A 23,313-nucleotide genomic window follows, 5' to 3' on the forward strand; every position below is an offset into this window, starting at 1 on the left:
CCGATGTCGCCCGCGCCGCCGTCGATCCCCCGGTAGATCGCACCGTCCACGACCACCCCGGCGCCGATGCCCGTGGACACCTTGACCAGGACGAGCCGCCCGGCCCACTCTATTGCCGCCGGTGCCGTTGTCCGCCTGCAGTCAGCGGACGAAGGAGATCTCCGGGTACTTCTTGTCGGGCCCGTCGAGCAGGGTGCCGTGCTGGTGGCGCAGTTCCCGGTCGAAGAAGGCGGCGAGGTAGACGCGCTGGATCTCGATCGCGCGGTTCGGGTCGAGCGTGCCGAGTATCTGCTGGAGCTGGGCCGGGGAGAGCCCGCGCAGGCTTGCCTCCTGTGGCAGCATCGCCTCGGTGTCGCCGAACGACAGGTGCGCCGAGCCCTGGAGCTGGAGGTCGAACCGGTCTCCCTTCAGATGCGACCACAGCGTGCGCCACGACCCGTCGTTGTTGCGGTTGTGGGTGCCGGAGCTGAAGAGCATGAAGGGGCGGTCCAGGTTCTTGCTCGGCGCCGAGCCGAAGAACTGGCCGTCCAGGTCGGCACCGGCGGCGATACGGTGGTCGAGCTGCATGGCGGTGTCGACCGCCCCGCCGCCCAGCGACCAGCCGAACATCCCGATCCTGGACATGTCCACGGCGTGCGACAGCCCGGTGGGGAGCCTGGCGTGATCGACGTCCGGGTTGTGGCCCTTGCTGATCGTGCCGAGCTGGTTGATGACGAAGCGGATGTCGGCCGCGCGCACGTTGAGCGTGTCGGAGGAGTGTGCGCCGGCCGGCATGGTGTCGCCCTCAAGCCGTCCGCCGGGGAACTGCACCTCATTGGCGTCGTGGGTGTGGTCGACAGTGACGACGAGGTAGCCGCGGCTGGCGAGGTCCTCGACGAGTGCGGTGCTCCCGGCGCGGTCCCCGTGCAGCCCGGCCGAGTACAGCAGGACGGGCAGCTTGCCGAGCTTGGTGTCGACCGGGGCGAGCACATGGCCGGCGGTTGTCGGCAGGGCCACCTGCTGTGGCGTCAGGCCCTGGGAGGCGAGGAAGTGGGCGCCCGAGGCTGACGGCATCCACGGTGCCTCGTAGTGGCCATGGGTGGAGGCGGCCGGGTACCAGAACGACACCATCACCTCGCGCGGCCTGTTGCCGGGCACGTACGGATCCGTGCGGGACTTGTCGACGAGGTGGAGGCTGAACGTGCCCACGCCATGGCGCCCGGTCGGCGCGGGCAGACTGAGCTGGGGAGCGGATGTGGCCGCGCGGGGCGTGACGGCCTCCGGACGGACGGCCTTGTGCTGCTGCGGCACCCCGTCGTGCTGGGGCGCCCAGGGCGCGTCGTCCTGGTCGGGCTGGTCCGGCGAGAACCCGGTGGCGGTGGGCTTGTCGGGTGTCTTCCCGGCGGCCATCGCCGGCGTCATGCCCGCGCCCAGGGCGATGGCCAGCGTACCCGCCGTACCGACCGCTCTGGCGATCACTCTGCGGCGGTGGCGCGGTCGGCGGTGTTTCATGGGACCCCTTTGTTGGTCAGCGATCGAGGAACTGGCGATCGGCTGTCGTGCGCCGTACCACCGCAGTGGCCTACGGATTTTGAGCCCCTGACGTTCATCGCGACGGGAAAGACGATCAGCTGAACCATGCGACCAGGTGGGATCACCGATCAGACACTTCTGCCCGCCGCCCCTCACGCCGCGATCGCACGAGTCGCTTCCCAGCGGCAGAGCCGCTCGCACACCGTCTGCCAGGGGCCGTACCGTTGGGGCAGGTCATGCCGGGGAGCGCCGGTCCGCAACCGCCACAGCACACCGTTGACCACCTGCCGGTGATCCCGCCACGGACAGCCACGCCCATCCACCCGCGGCAGCAGGCTCTATTCGCTCCCATGCCGCATCCGTCAGCTCGCCTCGACCAACCACATGATCAATGGTCAGCGTGGCCCTGGCCCGGATCGTGCACGGGGCCTCGCACAAAGAGGCTCAGCCTGTAGGTGGTCGGCTGCACCAGGCGCCCACAAAACGTGTCCACTCGCACCGCTGTCCAGTCGATCTGCTTGTTCGACGCTCGCAGACGATGGATGTAATCACGCCATTCCGACTCGTCCTGGGTCTCGAAGAGTACTTCCCAGTGACCGGCGTCAGGCGCGAAGCGAGCCGCAGCCCGCTGCCTCTCGTCGCGCTGCTTCCGTTTCCTCTTCCGCTGCCCTGGCATCGGCCCAGCATCGCCGGAACACATGTCTGCAGCAACACGATTACCCGCACCACCCGGCGCAGTGCTGATCGTCTGTCAGACAGGTCCTGGTCCGTCCGGTCAGCGACTCCGGGGCTGGCCCCCGTGACAGCTGACGAGCCGGGCGGCCCCCACCGGCAGGCGCAGGCCCGCATCGCCGCCTACCCGCGCAGAGGGCAGATCAGGGGATCTGGGTCTCGATGTGGGCGAGTTGGGCGGCGAGGATCTCTTCGAACGCGGCGCGGCGGTCTGCTCCGAGAGGGCGGACGTCGCGGGCGAAATGGGCCAGGGCGGGGAAGCGTTCGGGGTCGGCGCCGAGCGCCGCGACGCGGAACAGCTCCATGCCCTGTTCGTACTCCTCGGGGGTGAGTGTGCTGACGCCGGCCTCGGAGGCGATCAGCGCGGCGAGGAGGATCACAATCCGGTGGTAGCGCACCGGGATCTCCTCGTCCGGCAGGCCCGACGCGCACAGGGCCTGCAGCACCTCATCCATGACGAGCCGGGAACCGGTGCCGCCGGACGCGTAGCGCCCCCAGACCACGGCGAGCTGGGGTTGCTCGCCGAAAGCCTCGCGCAGGCGCAGGGCCAGGGCGGTGATGCGCTGTTTCCAGTCGCCCTCGGGTCGGTAGCCGTCCATGGCGGCCATGAGGATCCGGTCGGCGACCGCGCGCAGCAGTTCTGTCTTGTTGCGGAAATGCCGGTAGAGGCTGGAGGAATCGGTCCCGAGCGCTGCGGCGAGCTTGCGCACGCTGAACGACTCGGCGTCGCTCGTACGCAGCAGTTCCGTCGCCGTGTCCAGGATCTCCTCAGTCGACCATCGCCTTCGGCCTGTCATCACGCCCCTCTCGTCCGAACTCAGTCTAAGGCATGCACTTGCCGTTGCACGCAGTGCGTGCATAATCAGTACAACGTGCTGCCGACCACAACGACACACCCGGCATCCGGCCGGGAGAGGAGAAGAAGACATGAGCGAGACCACTTCCGCGCAACGGCCGCCGGAACCGGACTTCTCGGCGTTATCGACCGAGGAACTGATTGCCTACCGCGACGCGGAGAACCGCTTCCGGGCCTCCAGCGCGGCGCGAGCGATCACCGGGGAGCCGGACCCCGGCGCCGCGATCCACTGGCAGGAGATCGCGCTGCCCGGCCGCGACCTGCCGGTCCGGGTGTACCGGCCCGCGTCGACGGGCGACAGCGTGTCCGCCACCCGGACCGACCTGCCACTCGTGGTCCATGTCCACGGGGGCGGCTTCGTGGGCACGGCGGTGCAGTGCGATTGGACCAACAGTCACCTCGCGGCCCAACTGCCCGCGCTCGTCGTCTCGGTCGAGCACAGCCTCCTCGCCCCGGGCAGCCCGCTCGCGAACGCCGCCGACGACGGCTGGGTCGTGCTCCAGCATGTGGTGCGGCACGCCGCGCAGTGGGGCGTCGACCCGGCGTGCACGGCCGTCTTCGGTGAAAGTTGCGGCGCGCTGATCAGCGCCCTGGCGGCCATCCGGGCCAGCAAGGCCGGCCTGGAACTCAAGGCGCAGGTGCTGGTCAACCCCGTCGCCGATGTGACCGAGACGATGTACGACTACCCCTCGATCGCCGAGTACGCATACAGCCCGACCCGCGCCCTGCCGCTACTACGGCTCTTCCAGCGGCTCGCCGTCCCGCCAGGAACCGATGCCCGCTCATTCTCGCCGTTGTACGCCGACAACTTGAGCGGGCTGGCCCCGGCGCTTGTTGTGGTGCCCACCAAGGACGCGGTGGCCGATCACGGCCGCCGCTATGCCGAGCGATTGCGCAAGGCCGGGACGCCTGCGCGGCTTTCCGAATACCCGGGAGCGAGGCACGCGTTCCTCGCCATGCCGGGCGTGGAGCCGCAGGCCCAGGCAGCCCGGGCGGAGGTCCTCGCGTTCCTCCGCGCGGCCCTGGCAGAGTGACGGAGGGGAAATGCATCTCACCACCGTTGGATCCGATGGCCCCGCGGTCTCCCGGCTCGGCCTCGGCTGCATGAGCATGACCGGCACCTACGGCCCCGCCGACCGGCACGAGGCCGAGGCCACTCTGCTGGAAGCCCTCGACTCCGGCGTCACCATGTTCGACACCGGCGACTTCTACGGCGACGGAGCGAACGAGGAACTCCTCGGCCAGGCCCTCGCACCGCACCGCGACCGCGTCCTGCTGGCCACCAAGACGGGCGTTCGGCGCACCGCCGACGGCCTGGTGCCCGCAGGGTCACCCGACGATCTGCGCCGTGCCTGCGAAGCGTCGTTGCGCCGGCTCCGCACCGACCACATCGACGTGTACTACCTCGCCCGCATCGACCCCGCCGTCCCCGTCGAGGAGTCGGTCGGCGCGCTGGCGGAACTGGTCGCCCAGGGCAAGGTGGGCCACATCGGCCTGTCCGAAGTCTCGGCCGCCACCCTCCGCCGCGCCCACGCCGTCCACCCGATCAGCGCCGTCCAGACCGAGTACTCGCTGTGGGAACGCCACGTCGAGAACGACATCCTGCCCACGCTCCGCAGCCTCGGCGCCGCCCTGGTCGCTTACAGCCCTCTCGGCCGCGCCCTGCTCACCGGAGCCGTCCGCGTCACCACGCGCTACGACCGCGGCGACTTCCGCGCCACCGCCCCCCGTTACAACGGCGACGACCTCAAGGCCAACCTGACCATCGTCGACGCCATCACCCACCTCGCCGCCGCCAAGAACGCCACCCCCGCCCAGATCGCCCTCGCCTGGCTCCTCGCTCGTGGCAGCGACGTCATCCCCATCCCCGGCAGCTCGCGCCGCTCCCACCTGCGCGACAACCTGGGCGCCCTCGACCTGCACCTGACCGCGACCGACCTCGACGCCATCGACGCCGCCGTCCCCACAACCGGCGCCCAAGGAGCCCGATACGGCGACCACGGCATCGGACTGATCGACCAATGAGGCCCAGGGCCTCGAACTCCTCCCAGGCGCCTCGCGCATGACTCGACACGACCAGGCCGTGTCTCTCGACTTCGACGGGCATGAAGGATTTCGTCGAGGCCCGTAAACTCATGGCGTGGCATTCATGAGCACCCCGCACTGCTGCTTCCTGTGATGGGTAGGCGTTGAGGGCGATGTCGGACGGCATCGCCCTCCTTGGTGTGCCTGCTGTGCGAACCACCTTGCTGGCACTGCCCGTTCCTTCCCGAGGCAGTGACCCTCTGTGTGCGTGTGCAGGCACGGCGTCCCCCCTTCAGCCTTGCCAGGAGTACCTCGTGCCCGTGTTGCTGCCCCCCGCCCTCGAACTCTCCCTCGACCTGCTGCGCTGCCCGACGTGCCGCACGCGCCGCTTGCGCCCCGACCAAGGCGCACTGCGCTGTCCGGCGGGCCATACCTTCGACGTCGCCCGCCACGGCTACGCCAGCCTCCTGACGGGCACCCGCGCCACCAGCGGCGACGACGCGGCCATGGTCCAGGCTCGGGACCGCTTCCTGGCCACCGGCAGGTACGCCCCCATCCGCCAGGCCGTGGCCCACCTGGCGGCCGACTCAGCCCCTGAGCGGAGCACGGTCGTGGACGTCGGATGCGGCACCGGCTACTACCTGGCCGGCGTCCTCGACCAACTGCCCGGCGCCCGAGGTCTGGGCCTGGATACCTCGGTGCACGCGCTGCGCTCGGCAGTCCGAGCCCATGAACGAGCCACCGCAGTGACTTGGGATGTCTTCCGTCCCTTCCCGATGGCTGACGGCGTGGCCGACGTGGTGTTGGACGTGTTCGCCCCGCGCAATCCAGCCGAGTTCTGCCGAATACTCGGCCCAGCCGGCCGACTGATCGTGGTCCGTCCCACTGGGCGGCACCTGGCCGAACTGCGCGGCCGGGTGCCTGCGATGGTCACCATCGACCCGACCAAGGAACAGCGCCTGCACCGGGCACTGGACCCCTACTTCGAGGCCGTTGTCACCGAACGCGTGGAGTACTCCATGGCCCTGGTCGGGCTGGAGGCCCTGGACTTGCTGGGGATGACGCCGAGCGCACGTCACTTGAGCCGCACAGAGTTGGACGATGACGGCCTACTGCCCGACCGAGTCACGGTCTCTGTACTGGCCACCGCCTACAAGCCTCGGTGACCACGAGCGGGCCCCTGCGCCTGCTGACCGACAAGCAGTGGGCACGCCTGGCGCCCTGCCTTCCCCACAACACCGGGAAGGCAGGGCGCCCGTTCGCCGACCACCGTCGCATCATCGACGGGATCATCTACCGGTACCGCACCGGGATCCCATGGAGAGATCTGCCCCACGAGGCGTTCGGCCCCTGACAGACGGTGTGGAAACGCCATCGCAGGTGCGTGGCCGATGGCACCTCCCGCGGCGGCGCTGAGAACTCCGTCGCCGAGCTGGCCAGGAACCTGGCCCGCCTCATACCCAGCGTCGACGTGGTGTGGTGGCGCCATGGCGGCCCGCACCGCAGCCGTGGACGCTGCGATCGCGCCCCGACGCCCGCGTCATCCCCGTCGTCCGGCACGTCGTCAACCCCGACGATGTGCTGCGGGTGATCGACCCCTATGAATGATGGCGCTTCCTCTGACAGATGCATCGGCCCGGCCCGCTGACGGACATGGTGCTCCATGCCGGGTGATGGGGGGACAGCCGAAGTTGCTGCCGACCACCAGCCAGGTGCCATCTGCGGCCTGGTGCGCGGCCAGGGGGTGGCGCGTGGGGTTCCGGTGCGGTGACCGGTGGTGCCCAGCACGATCGTGTCCAGGACGAGCGTGCTCGGCAGGAGCCGTCCTCGGGTCAGGCGATGGATGAACAGGTCGCAGCGAGGCAGCACGTGAGGGGCGACGCGGAGAACGGCACGGTTGATGGCAAAGCTGCTGAAGAATGCGTGGGTCACCGGGTGGCCTCGGTTGTCGGGTCCTGTACGTGCCGGTAAGGCTCGCCCTGGGCCGGGCGTTGGTCGGGCCGGCCAGCGGCGGGCCAGGCAGCGAAGGCGCGTTCAGCCAGCGCGGACACCGTGAGCGCGGGGTTGACGCCGAGGTTGCCGGGGACCACGGAGGCGTCCGTGATGTGCAGGGTCGGGTAGCCGTGGACCCGGTGGTAGAGGTCAGCGACGCTCGCGGCCGGTCGGCTGCCGATCGGGCAGCCTCCCATCAGGTGGGCGGTGACGGGCAGGCCCAGGGCGGTGTTCCTCAGCAGCGCGGCACGGCCGCCGATGTGTCTGGCGTATCCGTGTGCCACCGCCTCCGCGGGTTGAAGCCGTACGGGTTCGGGCTGCGTGCTTCCCGGGCGGAAAGTCAGTCTTCCGCGGCGGAGGTGGCTGGTCAGGTGCGAGTCGCCCTGTTCCATGGCGAAGAGTACGGCGGTGCGGCGGCCGAAGTCCCGCCGAAGGAGGCCGGCCGGTCGCGTGAGCAGTGCGGCCGGGTGGGAGCCCGGCCCGAGCCGGCACAGCTGCACCAGGAGGTCGGGCTGCGGCCATAGGGCGGAGCTGATGGCGACGCCGGGCCCGACGTCGAAGCCGGCCGCGGACGCGGTGGCGAACACCTCGCGATTGCTGCGGGTACGCGTGCCCAGGGCGGGTGACAGATGTGGCAGGTAGGGCTGGGAGCGGTGCAGGAGTTCCGCGGTGCCCCAGGCCCCGGCGGCGAGCACGACCTGACGCGCCGACAGCACCGCGCGGCGCTGGGCGATACCGGTGCCATGGCGGCTGTGCACGTGCCAGGTGCCGTCCGGCTGCGGCTGAAGCGTCCGAGCCTCGATCAGGGGCCGGATGTCGGCTCCGGCTCGCTGGGCGAGGTACAGGTAGTTATGGTCCAGGGAGTTCTTTGCGCCGATGCGGCAGCCGAGGGTGCATCGGCCGCACTGCGTGCACCCGGTCCTCGCCGGGCCCCGGCCGCCGAAGAAGGGGTCCGGCACGGCCTGGCCGGATGGGCCGAAATGGATGCCGACTCGGGTGGCATGAACACCACCGGGCACCCCAAGTGCTTCCGCCGTCCGACGCAGGGCGTCGTCGCCTGCCGTCTGCCGGGGGACGGGTGTGGTGCCCAGTATGCGTTCCGCCAGCGCGTAGTACGGGGCAAGCTCGCTCTCCCAGTCCAGGGCCGGATCCCAGCAAGGCGTGTGGAACAGGGCGCCGTCGGGTCGGTAGTGCACGCCCGCGTAGACGAGGGACCCGCCGCCGACCCCGACACCCGAAAGAGTGATCATGCGGCGCCGTACCCGCAGGCGGGTGATGCCGCGCCAGCCCAGCCAGGGCGCCCAGAGCAAGCGGTGCGCCTGCCACGGGGAGGTGGCGAAGTCGTCCGGCTGCCACCTGCGCCCGGTCTCGATAACCGTGACGCGGTAGCCCTTCTCTGCCAGACGCAGCGCGGCGACGCTCCCGCCGAATCCTGAGCCGACGACGAGCACGTCGCACGAATCCGCCCCAACTACCCTTGCTGTCACGGCCGGTACATTACCGATCACAGCTTGTGCGCGTGATTCGACAGAGAGAGGGCCTGTGTCCGTTGTGGTGCCTCCCCCCGCCGTCCCGACCGCACCGGGCGCGCTGCCGTTGCTCGGGCACGGCGTGAAACTGCTGCGGGACCCACTCGACTTCATGGCGTCGCTCAATGAACTGGGTCCGCTGGTGCGGATGCGAGGACCTGTGTTCACACCCGACGTCTACCTGGTCAACTCGCCCGAACTCCTCCACCAGGTCCTGGTGACCGACGCCCGCAGCTACTCCCAGGCACGGATCACCGCTGGAATCGGCTCGCAGTTCGGCATCAGCCTGGTGATGGACATGAGCTTCGACGGGTTGACGCTCTTCGCATCGCACCTGCGCCACCGCCGCGCCGTACAGGCGGCCTTCCATCCGCACCGGATCGCCTCCCGGACACCGGCGGTACGCCGGGCAACGCAGGAGGCCGCCGCCGGCTGGAGGGCGGGCGCGACGATCCTGCTGGACAAGGAGATGGCGCACCTCGCCTACGGCGTCAACGCGCGCGCCGTGTGCGGTGACACACCAGCCCTCAGCCAAGTGACCGCTGCTCTTGGGGCCTTGAGTTCCCAGACCACTGCTGGCATGTACTGGCGCCTTGCCCTTCCCGGACTCGCCCACCCCAAGCACGTGCCGGGCACCGGCAGGTTCGTACGGGCGCTGCGCGACCTGCGCTGCGCTGTCCGGGCCGCCCTCAGCCACCATCGTAGCCAGGGCGCGAGGGGAGACGACGTCCTCTCCCTGCTCCTGCAGGCCCGTTACAGCGACACCGACGAGCCGCTGGAGGACCAGCAGATCATCGCCGACACACTGTTTCTGCTCTGGGCCGCGACCCACGGCCTGAAGGAGGTACTGCCCCACGTCTTCTACGAGCTGGCACGCCATCCCCATGTCGAACAGCGGGTGCACGACGAGATCGACTCCGTCCTGAAGGGCCGCCCGGTGGAGGCCGAAGACCTGCCCGCGCTCGAATACACCCGGCGTGTCGTCAAGGAGACCCTGCGGCTGCACCCCGCCCCCTGGATGCTGGGTCGGCGCACCCTCGTCCCTGTGCAGCTCGGCCCGGCCGAACTTCCGGCGGGCACCGAACTCGCCTATTGCACCTACACGGTGCACCGCAACCCTGCCCTCCACCCGGACCCACTGCGGTTCGACCCCGACCGTTTTCTGCCCGACCGTGCGAAGACCCTGGCACGCTGCGCCGACATCCCCTTCGGCGCGGGCGTACGCAAGTGCATCGGCGACACCCTGACGATGAACCAGCTCCTGACCGCCGTGGCCACCATCGCCGCCCGCTGGCGGCTGCGCACCGAACCCGGACACCGCTACCGGCCACGCGCCCGCATCGTTATCTCCCCCGGCCCGATGCCCATGACCTGTCACCCCCGCACCTTTCTCCTCCCCGGCCACCCCACCGCACACCGTCCGGACATGTGCTCTGCTCACGAAACGGAGCCCAGTCAGTGATGACGCACGTCGTCGTCCTCGGCGGCGGCCTCGCCGGAACGCCGGCCGCCATCGCCGCTGCCCCGCCACGCCAGCCGAGTCACCATCGTCGAACGCGACCAACTGCCCGATGTTCCCGGCCCCCGCCGGCGAATGCCGCAGGCCCGCCACATCCACGTCCTGCTTTCCGGTAGGGCCGAGGCCATCGAGACCCTGCTGCCCGGGGTGACCCAGCGGTGGCTCGCCGCCGGCGCACGGCGGATCGCCTTCCCCGGCGAAGCGGCCATGCTGGCCGGAACCGGCTGGGTACGCTAACACTCCGACCGCCACTACCTCATCGCCGGCAGCCGGAACCTGCTCGACCACGTGGTACGGCAACAGGCCCCCGCCAACCCCACCATCAGCCTGCGCACGGTCTGGACGCTGTCGGCCTGCTCGGCAGCCCCGACCGGATCACCGGTGCACGGCTACGCGAGAACGCCACCGGCGCCGAGCACAGCATGGAGGCCGACCTCCACAGGACCCCGACCTGCTGCTGGCCACCACCGAAACCGGCGTCGCCAAGACCACCGACGGCGGCAGGAAGTTGGGCGCCGGTTCCGGCCAGATCCTGGCCTACCTGTCCTGGTCCAAGGCCGATGCCCTGTACGGCGACGATCTCGCCCGCGGCGGTCGCTGTCTCAGCGTGGTGCGGTGGCCGCGGCCACGAACATCGGCAGGGCCAGGAAGAGGCGGTCAGCTTCGGCACGCGTCCGCTGCTCGGCGATCCAGCCGTCCGTCTGCTCGCGTGTGACGGCACCTGCGGAACAGGCACCCTCGGCCAGTCCGGCCAGCAACGGCAACATCGTCGGCCCGGTGAACACGCCGGTGTGCACCTCGACGGTCACATCCACGAAGCCGGCCTCCAGCAGCAGATTGCGGTATCGGCGAGCGGCGCGCGGGCCTGCGATCAGGTCGGCGCGGGCGTGCACGATCGCCCGGGTGAGTGCCGGATCTCCGGAGTCGATGACGAAGGTGTCCCAGTCCTGCCCCGTCAACACGATCCGACCACCGGGCACGACAACCCGGCGGGCCTCCGCCAACGCCTGCTCCGGCTCGGCCAGTTCGTGGAACACCTTGTCGGACCGGTAGCCGTCCATCGATACGTCCGCCAGCGGCAACGCATACGCAGTGGCGATGCGGAAGTCCGCTCCGGGCCACCGGCCGCGGGCAACCGCGATCATCCGTTCGTCCGGGTCCACCCCGACGGCCTTCACACCCTGCTCGACGAGCTCTGCCACGGCGCGCCCGGCTCCGCAGCCGACGTCCACCACGGCCGTTTCGGGCCCGGCGCCGAGGAGGCCGTAAGTACGCGCCCGAAGCCCCTCGGCGCTCGGCAGCCGGTCGGCCGCGTCAAGCAGTGCAATGAGTTCGTCCGTCGACGAAAGTGTCCGTTCCGTGTTCTTGGTCATGTGCGCCAGGCTGCGACTTAATGTCGGCATGAAGTCAAGCGAGAACCGGACACCCGACGGCGGCGGGGACGAACTGATCAGCATCGGCGCACTGGCGGAACGCTTCGGTCTGGCCACACACGTCCTGCGCCACTGGGAGACGATGGGCCTCCTCACCCCTTCACGCGACTCCGCCGGCCGCCGCCGCTACGGCCCAGACCATCTCACCCGGGTCACCGTCATTCTGCGCGCCAAGGAGGCCGGACTTCCCCTGGACACCATCCGCACCCTGTCAGCCACGGTCGACCCAGCGGAGCGGCGCGACATCCTGCACAAAGAGGCGGAGGCGCTGCGCTCCCGCATCGCAGCCGCGCAGGCGTCCCTGGAACTCATCGAGTGCGCGCTCAACTGCGATCACGAGGACTTCACGCGGTGCACGCACTTCCGGCAGATGGTGGCCGACCGCATCGGCCCGGATGCCCCGGTGCACGTTCCCGTCTGATCCCGGAGTCAAGGGGCGGCCGGAGTACCCGGCCGCCCCTTGCTCACACGACAGTTGGGGCGTCGGCTCGCCCAGCAAGGTGATTTGGACCGTGACCGGGTTGGCGGTTGGGGAACAGGCTCGCGGCCGCCGCGAACTCGCGGGTCTTCCGGGCTTTGAGAGGCAAGGACTCAGGGTTGGCGACAGCCCCCTGGGCGTCGAGGACGCTCCAGGCGCGGACAGAGGATCGCGGTCAGTCCCTATGATTGCGTAATCCGGTCGCGCAGCCAGGAGTCGACGCCGCTGAGCGCCGTCCTGGCCATTGCCGTGGGGTGGCCCGTGAAGCCGTGGGGTGACTCGGGGTAGACCCGGAGTTCGACGTCATTGCGGGCGGCTGACAACCGACCTGCCAGCGCCAGGTTGCCTTCCAGCAACACGTCTTCGCTTCCGACGATCAGCAGCGTTGGGGGAAGCCCGCGAAGGACGCCGTAGAGGGGAGAGATGTCGGGAAGAGTGCGGTCTTCCACATGGCCGGCGTACGCCTGGATGAAGTATTCGTCCGCGATGCGGCGACCGGCCGGGGTTCGTGCGCTCAAGTCGTAGGTGCCGAATTGGAGTGCAGCGCCGGTGAATCGGCCAACGGCACCTCTGTCTCTCAGCCGGAGCAGGGTCGCCAGGGCGAGTGTGGCTCCCGCGGAGCTACCGCCGATCGCAAGTCGAGACGTTCCGAAGCGGGTATCGGCTTCTTCGACGAGCCAGAGCGCCGCTGCTTCGCAGTCGTCGGGTGCCGCCGGCCAGGGGTGCTCAGGGGCCAGCCGGTAGTCGACGCTGACAACGGCGAGGTGCAGGGCGTCTGCGATTTCGCGGTTGCGTTCGTCTCCTCGCGCCGCGGAGTCCATGTAGAAGCCGCCGCCGTGTATGTCCAGGTAGACGCCCTGCGGCGGACCGTCGACAGGAGTGAAGATCCTGACAGGGACGCGCGTTCCCGCGGCTTCGATCGTCTCTTCGATGGCAGGCGGATCGGCGGCACGAGGACCAGACCTCCTCGTTCGTGCCTCCTTGAGCTCCTCCAGTGTGCTCGGTCCACGGCCTGCCGCCCTCGACTTGTAGAAGTCTCGAGCTTCATCGACCTGCTCCGCGGGCACGTCAGCGAACAGTGCGTCCAGCGCGAATCGCACGCGCCCTCCTCATCACTCGGGTCTCAACTCCACGCTATAGCCGACCTGCGGCGCCGGATCCGCGGCACCCAGGAAGTACCGCACGTTCGCATGTGTCGGCGACGCGTGAATCCACCGCAGCGCGTCGTTTGTTCAACAACGTTCCTCCCCGACAGCAGACATGCTGCTATCACGCTGTCGCCCTGCACGAGGTTGGTGTGACTTCGAGCGACAGGTGGCCAGGGGCGCTCGGATCCGCCCTGGTCAGCCCTCCGTGACGATTCGCACGGGATTCCGGTGGCTCTGGTCACCATGCGCTGATGACCGGCGCGTCGGGTTCGTGCTGCCGCCAGGCCTCGTTGACGCGCGCAAGCCGGTCCGCGGCGGCGATGCCTCGCAGGGACGCGACCTTGCCGTCGCTGACTTCGAACGTCACGGCGCCCACGACTCGGTCGTCGACCACGGCGAGGACGGCCGGGGAGCCGTTGACCAGCGCGATGTGCATCGCGGGGGACCCGCCGGCCAGCCGCCGCTTCGCCGGAGTGGGCTTGAAACCGGCCCGCACGTAGGAGGCGACGCGCTCACGCGTATTGAACCGCAGCAGCCGCTTGGCCAGCCCGTAGCCGTCCGAGACCGCGGTCGCGTCGGCGGTGAGCATCGCCACCAGCCGTTCGGTGCGCCCCGACGCGGCGGCGGCGAGGAACTCCTCGACGATCCGGCGCGCGGACGCGGGGTCCACCTCGCCGCCGCCGCGGCGCTCGGCGGCGACCCGGCGTCGGGCCCGGTGGACATGCTGCTGGCTCGCGGACTCCGTGATGTCGAGGATCCCGGCGATCTCGGCATGGGAGTACGAGAAGGCCTCGCGCAGGACGTAGACGGCCCGCTCGACCGGCGAGAGGCGCTCCATGAGGGTCAGTACGGCCAAGGACACCGACTCGCGCTGCTCGAAGGTATCGGCAGGGCCGAGCATCGGGTCGCCCTCGAGGAGTGGCTCTGGCAGCCAGTCTCCGACAGCGCGCTCACGGCGCGCCTGTGCCGAGCGGAGCCGGTCGAGGCAGAGATTGGTGATGACCTTGGTCAGCCACGCCTCCGGCACGTCGACCCGTTCGAGGTCTGCGGCCTGCCAGCGCAGGAACGTGTCCTGCACGGCGTCCTCGGCGTCGGCCGCCGAGCCGAGCAGACGGTACGCGAGCGAGGCCAGCCGGTCCCGGCTGGCCTCGAACCGATCGATGGCTGCGCTGTCCATGCGGAGCAGCCTATGCGGCGCCCCTCGCACCGGTCCGGTCAGGCACCGGGGCCAGGCGGCGCTTGCGCTTCGGCATGCCGAAGGTCGGGTGGGCGATGCTCCACCCGGCCCCCTTGAGTACCCCCGACTTGAGCCGCGCGGCGGTCCGGCCGCCCAGGTACCAGGACTTCGACCGGACGTCCCCGTCCACCATCTGGAAGATCGCGTCCCGCCGGCCGAGGCTGATGTGGTTGCCGTAGTACTTCAGCCTGGCGGTCGGGACCTCGCTGCCCGTCAGGCGCGCGATGATCGCGGCGGTCGCCTGCATGTTGGTGAAACCGGCCGAAGCGCAGGACATCGGCAGCGGCCGGCCGTTCTCGCCGATCGCGTAGGCGCAGTCACCGGCGGCGTAGACGTCCGCGTGTGAGACCGAGCGCATGGTGCGGTCGACGACGATCTGGCCGGTCTCGGCGACCTCCAGGCCGCTGGCGGCCGCGATGGGGTGCACGGCGAACCCGGCCGACCACACGGTCACGTCGGCCGGGATGGACGTACCGTCGGCGGCGATCGCCCGCGTCGGCTCGACAGTTTCGATGCCGGTGTGCTCGTGGACGGCGACGCCGAGCCGGTCGAAGGCCTGGCGCAGGTGACGGCGGGCCTTCGGGGAGAGCCAGGCGCCCAGCTCGCCGCGGGCCGCGAGCGCGACCGAGAGGTCGGGCCGGGACTCGGCGAACTCGGTGGCGGTCTCGATGCCGGTCAGCCCCTCACCGACGACCAGCACGGTGCCGCCCTCGCCCAGGCCGGCCAGGCGCTCGCGCAGACGCAGCGCCGAGGACCGGCCGGTCACATCGAAGGCGTACTCGGCCACGCCGGGGACGCCGTGGCGGGCTACGGAGCTGCCGAGCGCGTAGAGAAGCGTGTCGTACGAGAACTCGCCGTCGCCGTCCTCTGCGGTCACGGCGACGGTCCTGCGCTCGGGGTCGACGCCGGTGACGCGCGCCAGGCGCAGCCGCACCCCGGTGCCCGCGAAGACGTCGGCCAGCTTGCGGAACGCGACGTCCTGGCCGATCGCGAGCTGGTGCAGCCGCATCCGCTCAACGAAGTCGGGCACGGCGTTGACGACGGTGATCTCGGTGTCGGCGGGGGAAAGCCGGCGGGCCAGGTTTCCGGCGGCGAAGGCCCCGGCGTATCCGGCACCGAGTACGACGATGCGGTGCTTCATGGCGTTGCTCCTGTCTCGTTCGCGTGCCCCTTGAACGAGACGGCACCCCGATTACTGACAAGAGCCGGATGTGACGCGGGTCACTGAACTAGGACGAGCGCCTGAGCCTACGACAGGCGCTTGGGCCTGCCTTGAGCGGTCGAACGGAGCGATGGCCAACTATCGATCGGCGTCACAGTGGAAAAGGCTCAAGGCGCCGCATTCCTGCTCGCCGAACTCAACGCGGCCGACGAACTCGACTGGTCCCGTGGTCCCGCGCGCGTGGACGGCTCCCACATCGGCACGAAAGGGGGGAGCCGACAGTGGTCCGTCGCCGGTCGACTGCGGATCGACCGTCACGGTCGAAGCGGACCGCACCTTCACCGTCCGGGACCTCCCAGTGGACTACGCGCTGATCTCCGGAGCCGTGAAGCGCCGGGCAGCCGGCCACGGGACCTGGTACCTCTGCACAGGGGCCAAGGGGGGCACCCTGCAGACTTTCGACCTGAAGATCGGCGAGGAGTTTCTACGACCTGGACTACGTCCGCAGGGGACGAGCAGAAGCACCACGTGCACGTGAGCCACGTCGTCGGCGCCGCGATCTCCACCACGGCCAGTCCCGGCTCTGCCACGTTGCAGGACCCGCCGTGCTCCGGCTGTGGCAGACGAACGACGACCGGCCGGAGACGACTCCCCGTATGCCCACCAGACGCCCTTGGCCGTGACACCCCAGCCCTCGGCAGTGGAGTCGGTGTTTGTCGGCGGGGTCACCGGAGACCGGGAGCGGGTCCGCTGCCGACGCGCAGATGCACGGCTTCGATGGTGTGCAGCTGCGCGGCCATCTGCAGGCCGACTACCGCGATCGGCGCATGTCCTGGAAGGTCTGGTCAGTAGGCGGAGTTGACGTTGTCGATGGAACCGTAGCGGTGGGCGGCATAGTTGGCGGCGGCGGTGATGTTGGCGACCGGGTCGGTGATGCTCTGCGCGGTACCGGAAACGTGGTACGCCTTGAAGGTGGGGTCGATGACCTGGAGCAGGCCCTTGGACGGGGTGCCCTGCTTGGCGTTGACGTCCCAGTTGTTCTGCGCGCTGGGGTTACCGGCGGACTCGCGCATGATGTTGCGCTTGAGGCCCTCGTAGCTGCCGGGGATGCCCTTGGCCTTCATGATCTGCAGGGACTGCTTGATCCAGCCGTCGAGGTTGTCGGCAGTGCCGGTCGTCCGCTGGGAGGCGGCGTCGCTGCTGTGCCCGGAGGCCGTGACCGCGCGACCATGCGCCTGCGTCGCCTCGGCCGCCTGCGCGCTGGCCGGCACCAGGGTGAGCGCGGCGGCTGCCGCGCCTGTGGTCGCGATACCGGTCAGGGCGAGGCGGGCGAAGCGAGTGCGGTTGATCATGGCCATGCGAAAACAACTCTCCGTAGGGGACGTAGTCCGTGCCGGCCGCTGTCGTGCGCGGCGGCGTCGGGCCACCCGCAGTCACGGGCAGACCCTGAGGGGATTCGCTGGCGTCCGGTCGTCCGGACCGCAGCGACGCCAGCCATGATTAGCGGCGGCTGGGCCGGGGCGCAATGATGTGACCTACTACCTATCTACGGAGAAATGTCCAAAATATCCCTGTAAGAACTATTTCAGCGCATCTCAGAGGGTGTGCGCTCCTACGACCCTCCATAGGATGTGATCCCGCTCGCATGGCCGTCGTCACGCCCCGGAGCACCCAGCAGCAGCGCCAGACCCTCAGCGCCGTCGCACGCGCGACGCAGGAAGAGCCGGACCTCGCCGCCGGCGCCCTCGCACACCTATAAGGGTCGGACGCCGCGTCTCCGTACCGCTGCGCCGTCTACGCCCCCCAACATCGATACGGCCGCCCGCACGACCTGGCGACGTAGAGTTCAAGATCATGGAAGAGCCCTCGGAGAATCTCGACCCCCTCGTATGGGGCCAGGCCGAGCAGCGCGCCGCGCAAGGTGATCTCTCGTTCGTGCGCAAGCTGGGGTCACAGCTGGCCGACCGGCATGCCGCCGCACTCGAACAGGCGCGGGCCTACGAACACCAACTCGCCCACGTCATACGCGTACTCGCGCTCACGCCCGGCCACGACAGCCTGACACAGCTGCTGCGACTCCTCGAGGACAAGCCCCAAGCAGGAACGCACCCCGACCTGCGGACTCCCTTCGTCGCCTCGCTCCTCGCAGAGCATCAGCAGGTCACCGACCTGGTCGCCACTGTCTTCGACCGGCGCGAGTGGAAGAAGCTGGACGAACTGCGCGCCTGCCTCTTCCACGAGCTGCTGCTCCGCGGCGCGGACACCGACACCCGCGGGCCCCTACGGGACTGGACTCTTGTGCGACCCGGCTGGCACCCCCTGGCCTGGCTTCCGACGCACCGCCGCGCTTTCGAAGCCGGCGTGAAATTTCCCGGTCGTTCCCTGCGCGGCTCTGCCAGCGGAGTGTCATCCCAGCTGCCCACCACGGGCCGGATGGATCCACCCACACCACGCTCATCCGAACCGTCCGCCCTCCACGACGTTGCCACTGTCGACGTGTACGAGACGATCGTCGCTGCTCCGCAGGCAGGCGCCTGGGGTGCCTGCGGGGCCTGGGTCTTCCTGCTGGACCAGGCCATCAAGCCCGAGCAGGTGCCCGCCCTGCTGCCGACCCTGCCCATGGCCTGCGTGGACGGACTCGGCCCGACGGATCGTTTTGAGATCGCGGTCCGTCCGATGGAGGAGGTCTGGCACTTGCTTTTCGAAACCGCCTCGATGGGAGGCATCTACAGTTCGGGCGTGCACGGCGCCTTCGGAAGGCTGTGGGCATGGCGCTCGATGTCGGGCCTCAGCGGCGCTCCGGCGGACGCGAGAGCACCGGAGGCGGAGCAGCAGGCCCGGCAGAGTACGTGGTTCCACTTCCAAGCCGACACAGAGTGGTTCCACAACGACATCGGCTCCGACTACGGCATAGCCGCACTCTCCCCCGACCGCCGCCGGATAGCCGTGCTGGCAGCGACGGACACCGACTAGCCACACACCTGACCAGCACTTTGTTCGTCGGAGTGACCGGGAGCAGCGGCAGGACCAGCGTGAAAGACCTGATCGCCCACGTGCTCGCCACCGCGGGATCGACCGTGGCTACCCTCGGCAACCACAAGGGCGAGACCGGAACCCGGAGACGACGACCCACTCGTGCGCGCCAGGGCATCACGCACCTGAGCCCGAGTGGAACTGGTCGGGCAGGCGGCCGATGCCCACATCCGTGCCAGGGCCGTCGAGCTGGACGAGGGTGACGAACCCTACGTCGCCGAACCCCGCGACACCCTCAACCATGCTGACAGCCCGTACCACGGTGCTCGTCAACCGGCTGGCCCTCTGCCGCAGCCGGCCCCTGCGGCAGGCGTGCTGCTGACCAGTCAGCGCGAGCCGGTGAGAACCCGGCCGGACCAGATGTCGACCACCACCTGGTGGTGATGCCGGCGCACCCCCTGCGTGCCGGCGGCGTAGTTCTTGTCGACCTGCGCCGCCTCGGCCGCGTCCGGCTTGGCGTTCGTGCAGGACGTGCCAGGGCCGTGGCCGGACATGAGTTCCGAGCACGGGCCGCTGTAGTGGTCGGGCAGCCCCAGGATGTGCCCGGTTTCGTGCGCCGCGACCCGGGTCGCGTCGTAGCCCTCGTCCACCGCTTGCTGGCCCAACTGCACGTCACCGTTGCCGCCAGGGAAGATCGGCCCCAACGTGGTCTGCGGCCAGCCGCTGGTCGCTTCGTAGACGTAGTCGGCCGAGCCGGGGCTGCTCGCCGGCTCCAGGCGCACGTTGTGCACCGCGTCGTTCCAGTTTTGCGCGGCCTGCTTGATCGGGCCCGCCCACTGACCGGCATCGCTGGCGTCGTAGGTCAGAGTGACCACGTCCGAGGTCACGTGCGGCGCGGTGTGCGCCGAAGCGACGCCGACCGTAGTGCTCAGCATGATCGGGATAAGTGCCGTCAGGGCGGCCATTCGCTTGGTCATGAGACTGGTGCGCCTCCTTGAGTCTCAGCTGCTGCCCGCAGTAAACGAGTTCGTCGCAAACACAACAACCTCTCTCCCGGCAATCGGGTCTCAACGGCCGCCAAGTTGGCTCAAAGTGAACAGGAGTTGACTGCAAATCGGACGGAGAAGGGTGGAAAACGCTATTCGTCGATCGTGGGTTCGAGCGGGACCCGGGCACTACGAGCCGAGACCAAGCGGCGGTCCGAGGGGTCATATGGGCTGATACGGAAGTCAGTGAGTACGCGCGGAGCGACCTCGGCCGTTCAGGTGTAGGTCGCCGGAATCCGGGCAGGGGGCTGTGAAGAACGGATAACGAACAACGGGGTGAACACCATGCACGGCGGCGGAGGATTCAGCGGGGGCGGCCACCACGGAGGTGGATTCAGCGGGCACCATCACAGCGGCGGGGTGAGCCACCACCATCACCATCACAGCAGCGGTTTGAGCCACCACGGCAATCACCACCATCACACCGGAGACTGGCAGAGCTTCGCCTGGATCCCCCTTTTCCGGCGTCGTGAGCCATCAGGCCATTCCACGGGAGTGCATCCCAAGCGCGTGACACTGGGCCTCGGTGTGCTGCTGATCGTAGGCATCGTTGTGTGGCTGCTGGCGGCCCACTGACAACGGCTGACATGATGAGGTGGATCGCTCCTGGTTGCCGTGGGCGGGAGTCGAGTGTTCGGTCCAGCGTGCTGCTGCCCTGAGTGAACGGCGCTTCCTGTAGTGGAGCACTCGGGCATTGGAACTGTCGGGAATGCCTACCTCATGTCCACGTGCCGTTGAAGGTTAATCGCTGTCGCTGAAGGCTGATGATCAGTAGGTTCGTTCCATCATGAGGATGCGCATTCTGAGGTTCGGCTTGTACACAGACGAGCAGGGGCTGGCATGGGTCAGGGAACTCGTCGACCGGGCGGCAGGGTTCCGGAGCGCTCGGATCGTCAAGGCGGACGTTGCCCGGACCTATCCTGATAGCGATCTGACGACTGCTGAAATGTACGATTTTCTGGCGGAACAGTGGGCCTTCGAGCATCCTGGTCTTCACAGCGGCGAGCGGGAAGCAGTTGAGCTACGCATCCACCTGGCGTGTTCCCTGCGGACGTGGCGAGCGACCCGCAAGACAGTGATCAAGACTTTGTGCCCGGAAGGAACGGCGCCCCACGCTTGTCGGGTCCCATGGTTCGCGGCCTGACCTGATGCATGGTTCTCGGCGTTCCAAGCACGGCATCACAGTGAGCCGTTGTAGTACCTCGGCACGGCAATGTCCGGAGCACACCCCTGAGCTCCGGGTATTGATGCCTTGCCTCTTGGGATCAGGCGACGGCGAAGGGGTTGAATCCAACTGCTGCGCATGTCCTATGTTGGCCCTGAAGGTTCCCGGTGAGTCTCCTGTCACGACGGCCGGTAGATGGCGTGCTACATGCCCGCTGCGGCCCAGTACGTGTTCAGAGCGTCAGTACCGGCCGGGTCGAGAAGTCCTCGTAGAGATCCTCGCCGTCCGGGCCGTACACGAAATCGACCATGGAAGGGTTGCGGTTGGCGGTGGCCAGGGGCAGCCACGCCAGCATGTGGCCGTAGCCGCCGCACACCGACTCGCCACCGTCCCCGCCGTGGACCGCGACGGCGTCGCGCGTCAGCTCCGCGCGGTAGGTGTCGTAGGCGACGTGCAGGCCGAAGGCGTTCAGCTGGTTGTGCGGGCCGGTCGGGTCCCCATAGGGGATGCGGTCGAGGGGGCAGTCGTTTCCCCACCGGAACAGGGTGTCCGCCCCGGCGCCACAGGCGTGTTCCCACTCATCCGAGCTCGGCATCCGCAGGCCACGAGCGGCGAGAGCAGCCGGCATGTCGGCAGGCGGCTCGGTCAGCCTCTCGTCCTCCACGGCCATCAGGACGGTGGGCAGGTCGACGCGGCGGCGGGGGCTGAGCACCTGCGCGAGGTGCGTCCGCAGATCGGGTCCGTAGCCGAAGCCCTGTTCCAGGCTTTCGGCGTAGTCGGCGGTCTGCCCCGGGGTCGGCTGCCAGTTCTCCAGGTCGAAGCCCAGGAACACTGGTCCTCCGGGTATCAGAGCGAACTCCTGCCCGTTTCGCTCGACCCGGACGCGGTGCAGCGCGGCACCGAGGTGCTTCGTGGTCTCGACGAGGGTCACCCGGCCGTTCACCAGGTCGGCGGCCTCCTGGGCGACGCGGTGTGCGGCGGGCAGCTCGAAGGACCGCCACTGGTCGAGAGTGAGATCAGCGAGTGACATGGGCCGTAGTGTGGCACGCACGTCTGACACAGCCTGCGCCGCCAGGAGCGCCTCGAAGTCCCCCGGCAGGTGACGCGTTCCCAACCGGGGACCCGCCCTGCGCGAAGGTCATCGGAGCGTGGCCGCGGCCAGTCCCACGCCGGCTCGTAGAGCGGCATTCCGTCACTTCACGAGCCTCATTTCGTGGTCACCTCGCCTGCCGGTGACGGTCGCCCTACGGGGCGAACGATGTCAACGGTCATGTGGAACGGCCCTGATCCACTTCTTGTGGTCCGATCACGGAGCGCCATGCTGTTCAGTCCGCGGGCAGCATCTGTCGGCGGAGGAGGTCGAAACCGACCCCCGGCCGTAGCCCTCCCTCTTGATCCGCTCAACCCTGTTCACGTTGCCCTCGACCTTGCCCGAGATCCATTCCAGGGTGAGTCCGGCGGCGACCGCGTCGAAGTCCCGCCGCAGACCGCGGACCAGGCTGCACAGCGGCTTGAGGCCGGTGTCCTCGGCGCGGGTGAGCCAGGCGTCGAGTTCCGTGCCGTGGCGCCAGGTCATCATGCGGGCGAAGGCGCGCACACAGTCGGCGACAGCATCCAACTCCTGGCAGCGGGACAAGAGGTGCTTGAGCTCAAGCGCGTTGCCAGTCCAGCACTCCCAGCTGTGGCAGTGGTGGGGAAGGCCAAGGCCCTTGCCGCGAGTCGCAAGGTCTTCAATGGCTCGGGCGGTCCCTACGTGCCCGTTCGGAGGCGCCCCGGCCGTGTGGTCCGCCGCCCACCGAGTCGGCGGACGCTCCCTACCTGATCAGTTCCCACTACGCTCCGAGGGCGTGCGCGAGCGCCTCATCGAGTAGTTCCCGCAGAGTCGACGAGGTCGGTGCGACGGCGGTGGCCAGGAGTGCCGGGCCGCCGACCAGAGGCGCGAGGACGGCACAGCCGTCGCTGGTGCCTTCGTGGAGCGTGACAGGGTCGCGTCTGACATCCATCTCCGGGTCCACGACGAGGAGTTGGCCGACCGCGCGGTGTGCGTTGAGGACTGCGGGGCCGTCCCATCCGGGTTCGGGTTCCCCGTAGGCGGTGTGCTGGTCCAGCAGCGTGCGTCCGGCGCGGTGGGCCCGGATGCGGCTGATGAGGTGGCCTGGTTGCTCGTTGGCTCTGCCCAGGAGTTGTTCCTCGCGCAGCAGGAGTCGTGCGCCGGCGGCGAGGTTGACGGTGTAGGTCTGGTGCAGGTTGCTGCCGGCCGCGCTGATCAGTGGGCGCGGCAGCCAGCGCAGGCTGGAGCCTTCGCCGGCGGTCAGCCGTACGTCGTAGGTGGCCGGGCCGGTGGTGGGGCCGCGGAGAGCGAGCGTGGCGGCGGCTGTGGTGACCTCCAGTTCGGCCCGGTCCTCGGCGGTGATGTCGAGGGCGTACCGGTCGCCGCCGAGCGGGGCGCTCATCGCGCCGATGATGCCCACTGTGGCGCCCCGGCCGCCGGTGCGCATGCGTTGGA

General features: G+C 69.2%; 21 protein-coding genes and 4 pseudogenes. 10 read left to right on the forward strand and 15 right to left on the reverse strand.

The genetic code is table 11. From position 1 onward, the window contains the following. From AB0L75_RS40685 to AB0L75_RS40700, 4 genes and pseudogenes are all read right to left on the reverse strand, one after another. Positions 1 to 92 (reverse strand): annotated as a pseudogene (locus AB0L75_RS40685) (ROK family protein); the annotation flags it as partial. A gap of 49 nt (positions 93 to 141) precedes the next feature. After that, positions 142 to 1,458: a hydrolase gene (locus tag AB0L75_RS40690; protein ID WP_365191321.1), complete on the reverse strand. Its 1,317-nt coding sequence runs from the start codon at positions 1,456 to 1,458 to the stop codon at positions 142 to 144. A 227-nt stretch (positions 1,459 to 1,685) separates the two neighbouring features. After that, positions 1,686 to 1,896, reverse strand: a pseudogene (locus AB0L75_RS40695) (transposase); the annotation flags it as partial. Positions 1,897 to 2,387: 491 nt separating this feature from the next. After that, entirely contained in the window at positions 2,388 to 3,041 is a 654-nt protein-coding gene (locus tag AB0L75_RS40700) for a TetR/AcrR family transcriptional regulator (protein ID WP_365191322.1), read from the reverse strand. Positions 3,042 to 3,171: 130 nt separating this feature from the next. Between AB0L75_RS40700 and AB0L75_RS40705 the strand changes: the two genes are divergently transcribed. From AB0L75_RS40705 to AB0L75_RS40725, 5 genes and pseudogenes are all read left to right on the forward strand, one after another. After that, positions 3,172 to 4,134 carry an alpha/beta hydrolase fold domain-containing protein gene (locus AB0L75_RS40705; protein ID WP_365191323.1) on the forward strand — a complete coding sequence of 321 codons (963 nt, stop codon included), beginning with the start codon at positions 3,172 to 3,174 and terminating at the stop codon, positions 4,132 to 4,134. Between the two features lie 10 nt (positions 4,135 to 4,144). Next, on the forward strand, positions 4,145 to 5,125 hold the full coding sequence (locus tag AB0L75_RS40710; RefSeq protein ID WP_365191324.1) for an aldo/keto reductase: 981 nt from the start codon (positions 4,145 to 4,147) through the stop codon (positions 5,123 to 5,125). Between the two features lie 314 nt (positions 5,126 to 5,439). After that, positions 5,440 to 6,291 carry a putative RNA methyltransferase gene (locus tag AB0L75_RS40715; protein ID WP_365191325.1) on the forward strand — a complete coding sequence of 284 codons (852 nt, stop codon included), beginning with the start codon at positions 5,440 to 5,442 and terminating at the stop codon, positions 6,289 to 6,291. Further along, a pseudogene (locus tag AB0L75_RS40720) lies at positions 6,288 to 6,476 on the forward strand (transposase); the annotation flags it as partial. The gene AB0L75_RS40715 and the pseudogene AB0L75_RS40720, both read left to right, overlap by 4 nt. A gap of 125 nt (positions 6,477 to 6,601) precedes the next feature. Then, positions 6,602 to 6,733 (forward strand): hypothetical protein, encoded by a 132-nt coding sequence (locus tag AB0L75_RS40725; protein WP_365191326.1) that lies wholly within the window; start codon positions 6,602 to 6,604, stop codon positions 6,731 to 6,733. 320 nt (positions 6,734 to 7,053) lie between these two features. On the opposite strand, the gene AB0L75_RS40730 is transcribed toward AB0L75_RS40725, so the two are convergent. Then, complete coding sequence (locus AB0L75_RS40730; protein ID WP_365191327.1) at positions 7,054 to 8,604, reverse strand: GMC family oxidoreductase; 1,551 nt, start codon at positions 8,602 to 8,604, stop codon at positions 7,054 to 7,056. A gap of 55 nt (positions 8,605 to 8,659) precedes the next feature. On the opposite strand from AB0L75_RS40730, the gene AB0L75_RS40735 reads away from it, so the two are divergent. Both AB0L75_RS40735 and AB0L75_RS40740 read left to right on the forward strand, forming a co-directional pair. Continuing rightward, positions 8,660 to 10,108, forward strand: coding sequence for a cytochrome P450 (locus AB0L75_RS40735; RefSeq protein WP_365191328.1), 1,449 nt, complete (start codon positions 8,660 to 8,662; stop codon positions 10,106 to 10,108). Positions 10,109 to 10,240: 132 nt separating this feature from the next. Continuing rightward, positions 10,241 to 10,402 (forward strand): hypothetical protein, encoded by a 162-nt coding sequence (locus AB0L75_RS40740; RefSeq protein WP_365191329.1) that lies wholly within the window; start codon positions 10,241 to 10,243, stop codon positions 10,400 to 10,402. Positions 10,403 to 10,767: 365 nt separating this feature from the next. Here AB0L75_RS40740 and AB0L75_RS40745 read toward each other — a convergent pair whose 3' ends face one another. After that, on the reverse strand, positions 10,768 to 11,538 hold the full coding sequence (locus tag AB0L75_RS40745; protein ID WP_365191330.1) for a methyltransferase domain-containing protein: 771 nt from the start codon (positions 11,536 to 11,538) through the stop codon (positions 10,768 to 10,770). A 28-nt stretch (positions 11,539 to 11,566) separates the two neighbouring features. On the opposite strand from AB0L75_RS40745, the gene AB0L75_RS40750 reads away from it, so the two are divergent. Then, the gene (locus tag AB0L75_RS40750; RefSeq protein WP_365191331.1) at positions 11,567 to 12,019 is read left to right on the forward strand and encodes a MerR family transcriptional regulator; all 453 of its coding nucleotides are present in this window, start codon (positions 11,567 to 11,569) and stop codon (positions 12,017 to 12,019) included. 239 nt (positions 12,020 to 12,258) lie between these two features. Here the strand turns inward: AB0L75_RS40750 and AB0L75_RS40755 are convergent, their stop codons facing one another. From AB0L75_RS40755 to AB0L75_RS40770, 4 genes are all read right to left on the reverse strand, one after another. Beyond that, positions 12,259 to 13,176, reverse strand: a complete 918-nt coding sequence (locus AB0L75_RS40755; RefSeq protein ID WP_365191332.1) for an alpha/beta hydrolase fold domain-containing protein — start codon at positions 13,174 to 13,176, stop codon at positions 12,259 to 12,261. Positions 13,177 to 13,462: 286 nt separating this feature from the next. Beyond that, positions 13,463 to 14,401: a sigma-70 family RNA polymerase sigma factor gene (locus AB0L75_RS40760; protein WP_365191333.1), complete on the reverse strand. Its 939-nt coding sequence runs from the start codon at positions 14,399 to 14,401 to the stop codon at positions 13,463 to 13,465. A 10-nt stretch (positions 14,402 to 14,411) separates the two neighbouring features. Further along, positions 14,412 to 15,602: an FAD-dependent oxidoreductase gene (locus tag AB0L75_RS40765; RefSeq protein ID WP_365191334.1), complete on the reverse strand. Its 1,191-nt coding sequence runs from the start codon at positions 15,600 to 15,602 to the stop codon at positions 14,412 to 14,414. Positions 15,603 to 16,468: 866 nt separating this feature from the next. Then, positions 16,469 to 16,981 (reverse strand): transglycosylase SLT domain-containing protein, encoded by a 513-nt coding sequence (locus AB0L75_RS40770; RefSeq protein ID WP_365191335.1) that lies wholly within the window; start codon positions 16,979 to 16,981, stop codon positions 16,469 to 16,471. 496 nt (positions 16,982 to 17,477) lie between these two features. On the opposite strand from AB0L75_RS40770, the gene AB0L75_RS40775 reads away from it, so the two are divergent. Beyond that, entirely contained in the window at positions 17,478 to 18,596 is a 1,119-nt protein-coding gene (locus AB0L75_RS40775; protein WP_365191336.1) for a DUF6183 family protein, read from the forward strand. 177 nt (positions 18,597 to 18,773) lie between these two features. Here AB0L75_RS40775 and AB0L75_RS40780 read toward each other — a convergent pair whose 3' ends face one another. Both AB0L75_RS40780 and AB0L75_RS40785 read right to left on the reverse strand, forming a co-directional pair. Continuing rightward, complete coding sequence (locus tag AB0L75_RS40780) at positions 18,774 to 18,899, reverse strand: hypothetical protein (protein WP_365191352.1); 126 nt, start codon at positions 18,897 to 18,899, stop codon at positions 18,774 to 18,776. An 83-nt stretch (positions 18,900 to 18,982) separates the two neighbouring features. After that, positions 18,983 to 19,573, reverse strand: coding sequence for a snapalysin family zinc-dependent metalloprotease (locus AB0L75_RS40785; RefSeq protein ID WP_365191337.1), 591 nt, complete (start codon positions 19,571 to 19,573; stop codon positions 18,983 to 18,985). Between the two features lie 345 nt (positions 19,574 to 19,918). Between AB0L75_RS40785 and AB0L75_RS40790 the strand changes: the two genes are divergently transcribed. Further along, entirely contained in the window at positions 19,919 to 20,218 is a 300-nt protein-coding gene (locus AB0L75_RS40790) for a hypothetical protein (protein WP_365191338.1), read from the forward strand. 821 nt (positions 20,219 to 21,039) lie between these two features. Here the strand turns inward: AB0L75_RS40790 and AB0L75_RS40795 are convergent. The 3 genes and pseudogenes from AB0L75_RS40795 to AB0L75_RS40805 form a co-directional block, all read right to left on the reverse strand. Then, positions 21,040 to 21,837: a hypothetical protein gene (locus AB0L75_RS40795; RefSeq protein ID WP_365191339.1), complete on the reverse strand. Its 798-nt coding sequence runs from the start codon at positions 21,835 to 21,837 to the stop codon at positions 21,040 to 21,042. Between the two features lie 295 nt (positions 21,838 to 22,132). Further along, positions 22,133 to 22,386 (reverse strand): annotated as a pseudogene (locus AB0L75_RS40800) (transposase). A gap of 253 nt (positions 22,387 to 22,639) precedes the next feature. After that, positions 22,640 to 23,305, reverse strand: coding sequence for an urease accessory protein UreD (locus AB0L75_RS40805; protein WP_365191340.1), 666 nt, complete (start codon positions 23,303 to 23,305; stop codon positions 22,640 to 22,642). Positions 23,306 to 23,313 lie beyond the last annotated feature (8 nt).

The sequence above is a fragment of the Streptomyces sp. NPDC052101 genome (assembly GCF_040680235.1).
GTDB lineage: Bacteria > Actinomycetota > Actinomycetes > Streptomycetales > Streptomycetaceae > Streptomyces.

Bases quoted from the DNA above. Each gene is read 5' to 3' on its own strand.
- AB0L75_RS40770 (WP_365191335.1), bottom strand. From the start codon at position 16,981: ATGGCCATGATCAACCGCACTCGCTTCGCCCGCCTCGCCCTGACCGGT.
- AB0L75_RS40775 (WP_365191336.1), top strand. From the start codon at position 17,478: ATGGAAGAGCCCTCGGAGAATCTCGACCCCCTCGTATGGGGCCAGGCC.
- AB0L75_RS40785 (WP_365191337.1), bottom strand. From the start codon at position 19,573: ATGACCAAGCGAATGGCCGCCCTGACGGCACTTATCCCGATCATGCTG.
- AB0L75_RS40700 (WP_365191322.1), bottom strand. From the start codon at position 3,041: ATGACAGGCCGAAGGCGATGGTCGACTGAGGAGATCCTGGACACGGCG.
- AB0L75_RS40750 (WP_365191331.1), top strand. From the start codon at position 11,567: ATGAAGTCAAGCGAGAACCGGACACCCGACGGCGGCGGGGACGAACTG.
- AB0L75_RS40805 (WP_365191340.1), bottom strand. From the start codon at position 23,305: ATGCGCACCGGCGGCCGGGGCGCCACAGTGGGCATCATCGGCGCGATG.
- AB0L75_RS40740 (WP_365191329.1), top strand. From the start codon at position 10,241: ATGCCGCAGGCCCGCCACATCCACGTCCTGCTTTCCGGTAGGGCCGAG.
- AB0L75_RS40710 (WP_365191324.1), top strand. From the start codon at position 4,145: ATGCATCTCACCACCGTTGGATCCGATGGCCCCGCGGTCTCCCGGCTC.
- AB0L75_RS40760 (WP_365191333.1), bottom strand. From the start codon at position 14,401: ATGGACAGCGCAGCCATCGATCGGTTCGAGGCCAGCCGGGACCGGCTG.
- AB0L75_RS40745 (WP_365191330.1), bottom strand. From the start codon at position 11,538: ATGACCAAGAACACGGAACGGACACTTTCGTCGACGGACGAACTCATT.
- AB0L75_RS40705 (WP_365191323.1), top strand. From the start codon at position 3,172: ATGAGCGAGACCACTTCCGCGCAACGGCCGCCGGAACCGGACTTCTCG.
- AB0L75_RS40780 (WP_365191352.1), bottom strand. From the start codon at position 18,899: ATGGTTGAGGGTGTCGCGGGGTTCGGCGACGTAGGGTTCGTCACCCTC.
- AB0L75_RS40765 (WP_365191334.1), bottom strand. From the start codon at position 15,602: ATGAAGCACCGCATCGTCGTACTCGGTGCCGGATACGCCGGGGCCTTC.
- AB0L75_RS40795 (WP_365191339.1), bottom strand. From the start codon at position 21,837: ATGTCACTCGCTGATCTCACTCTCGACCAGTGGCGGTCCTTCGAGCTG.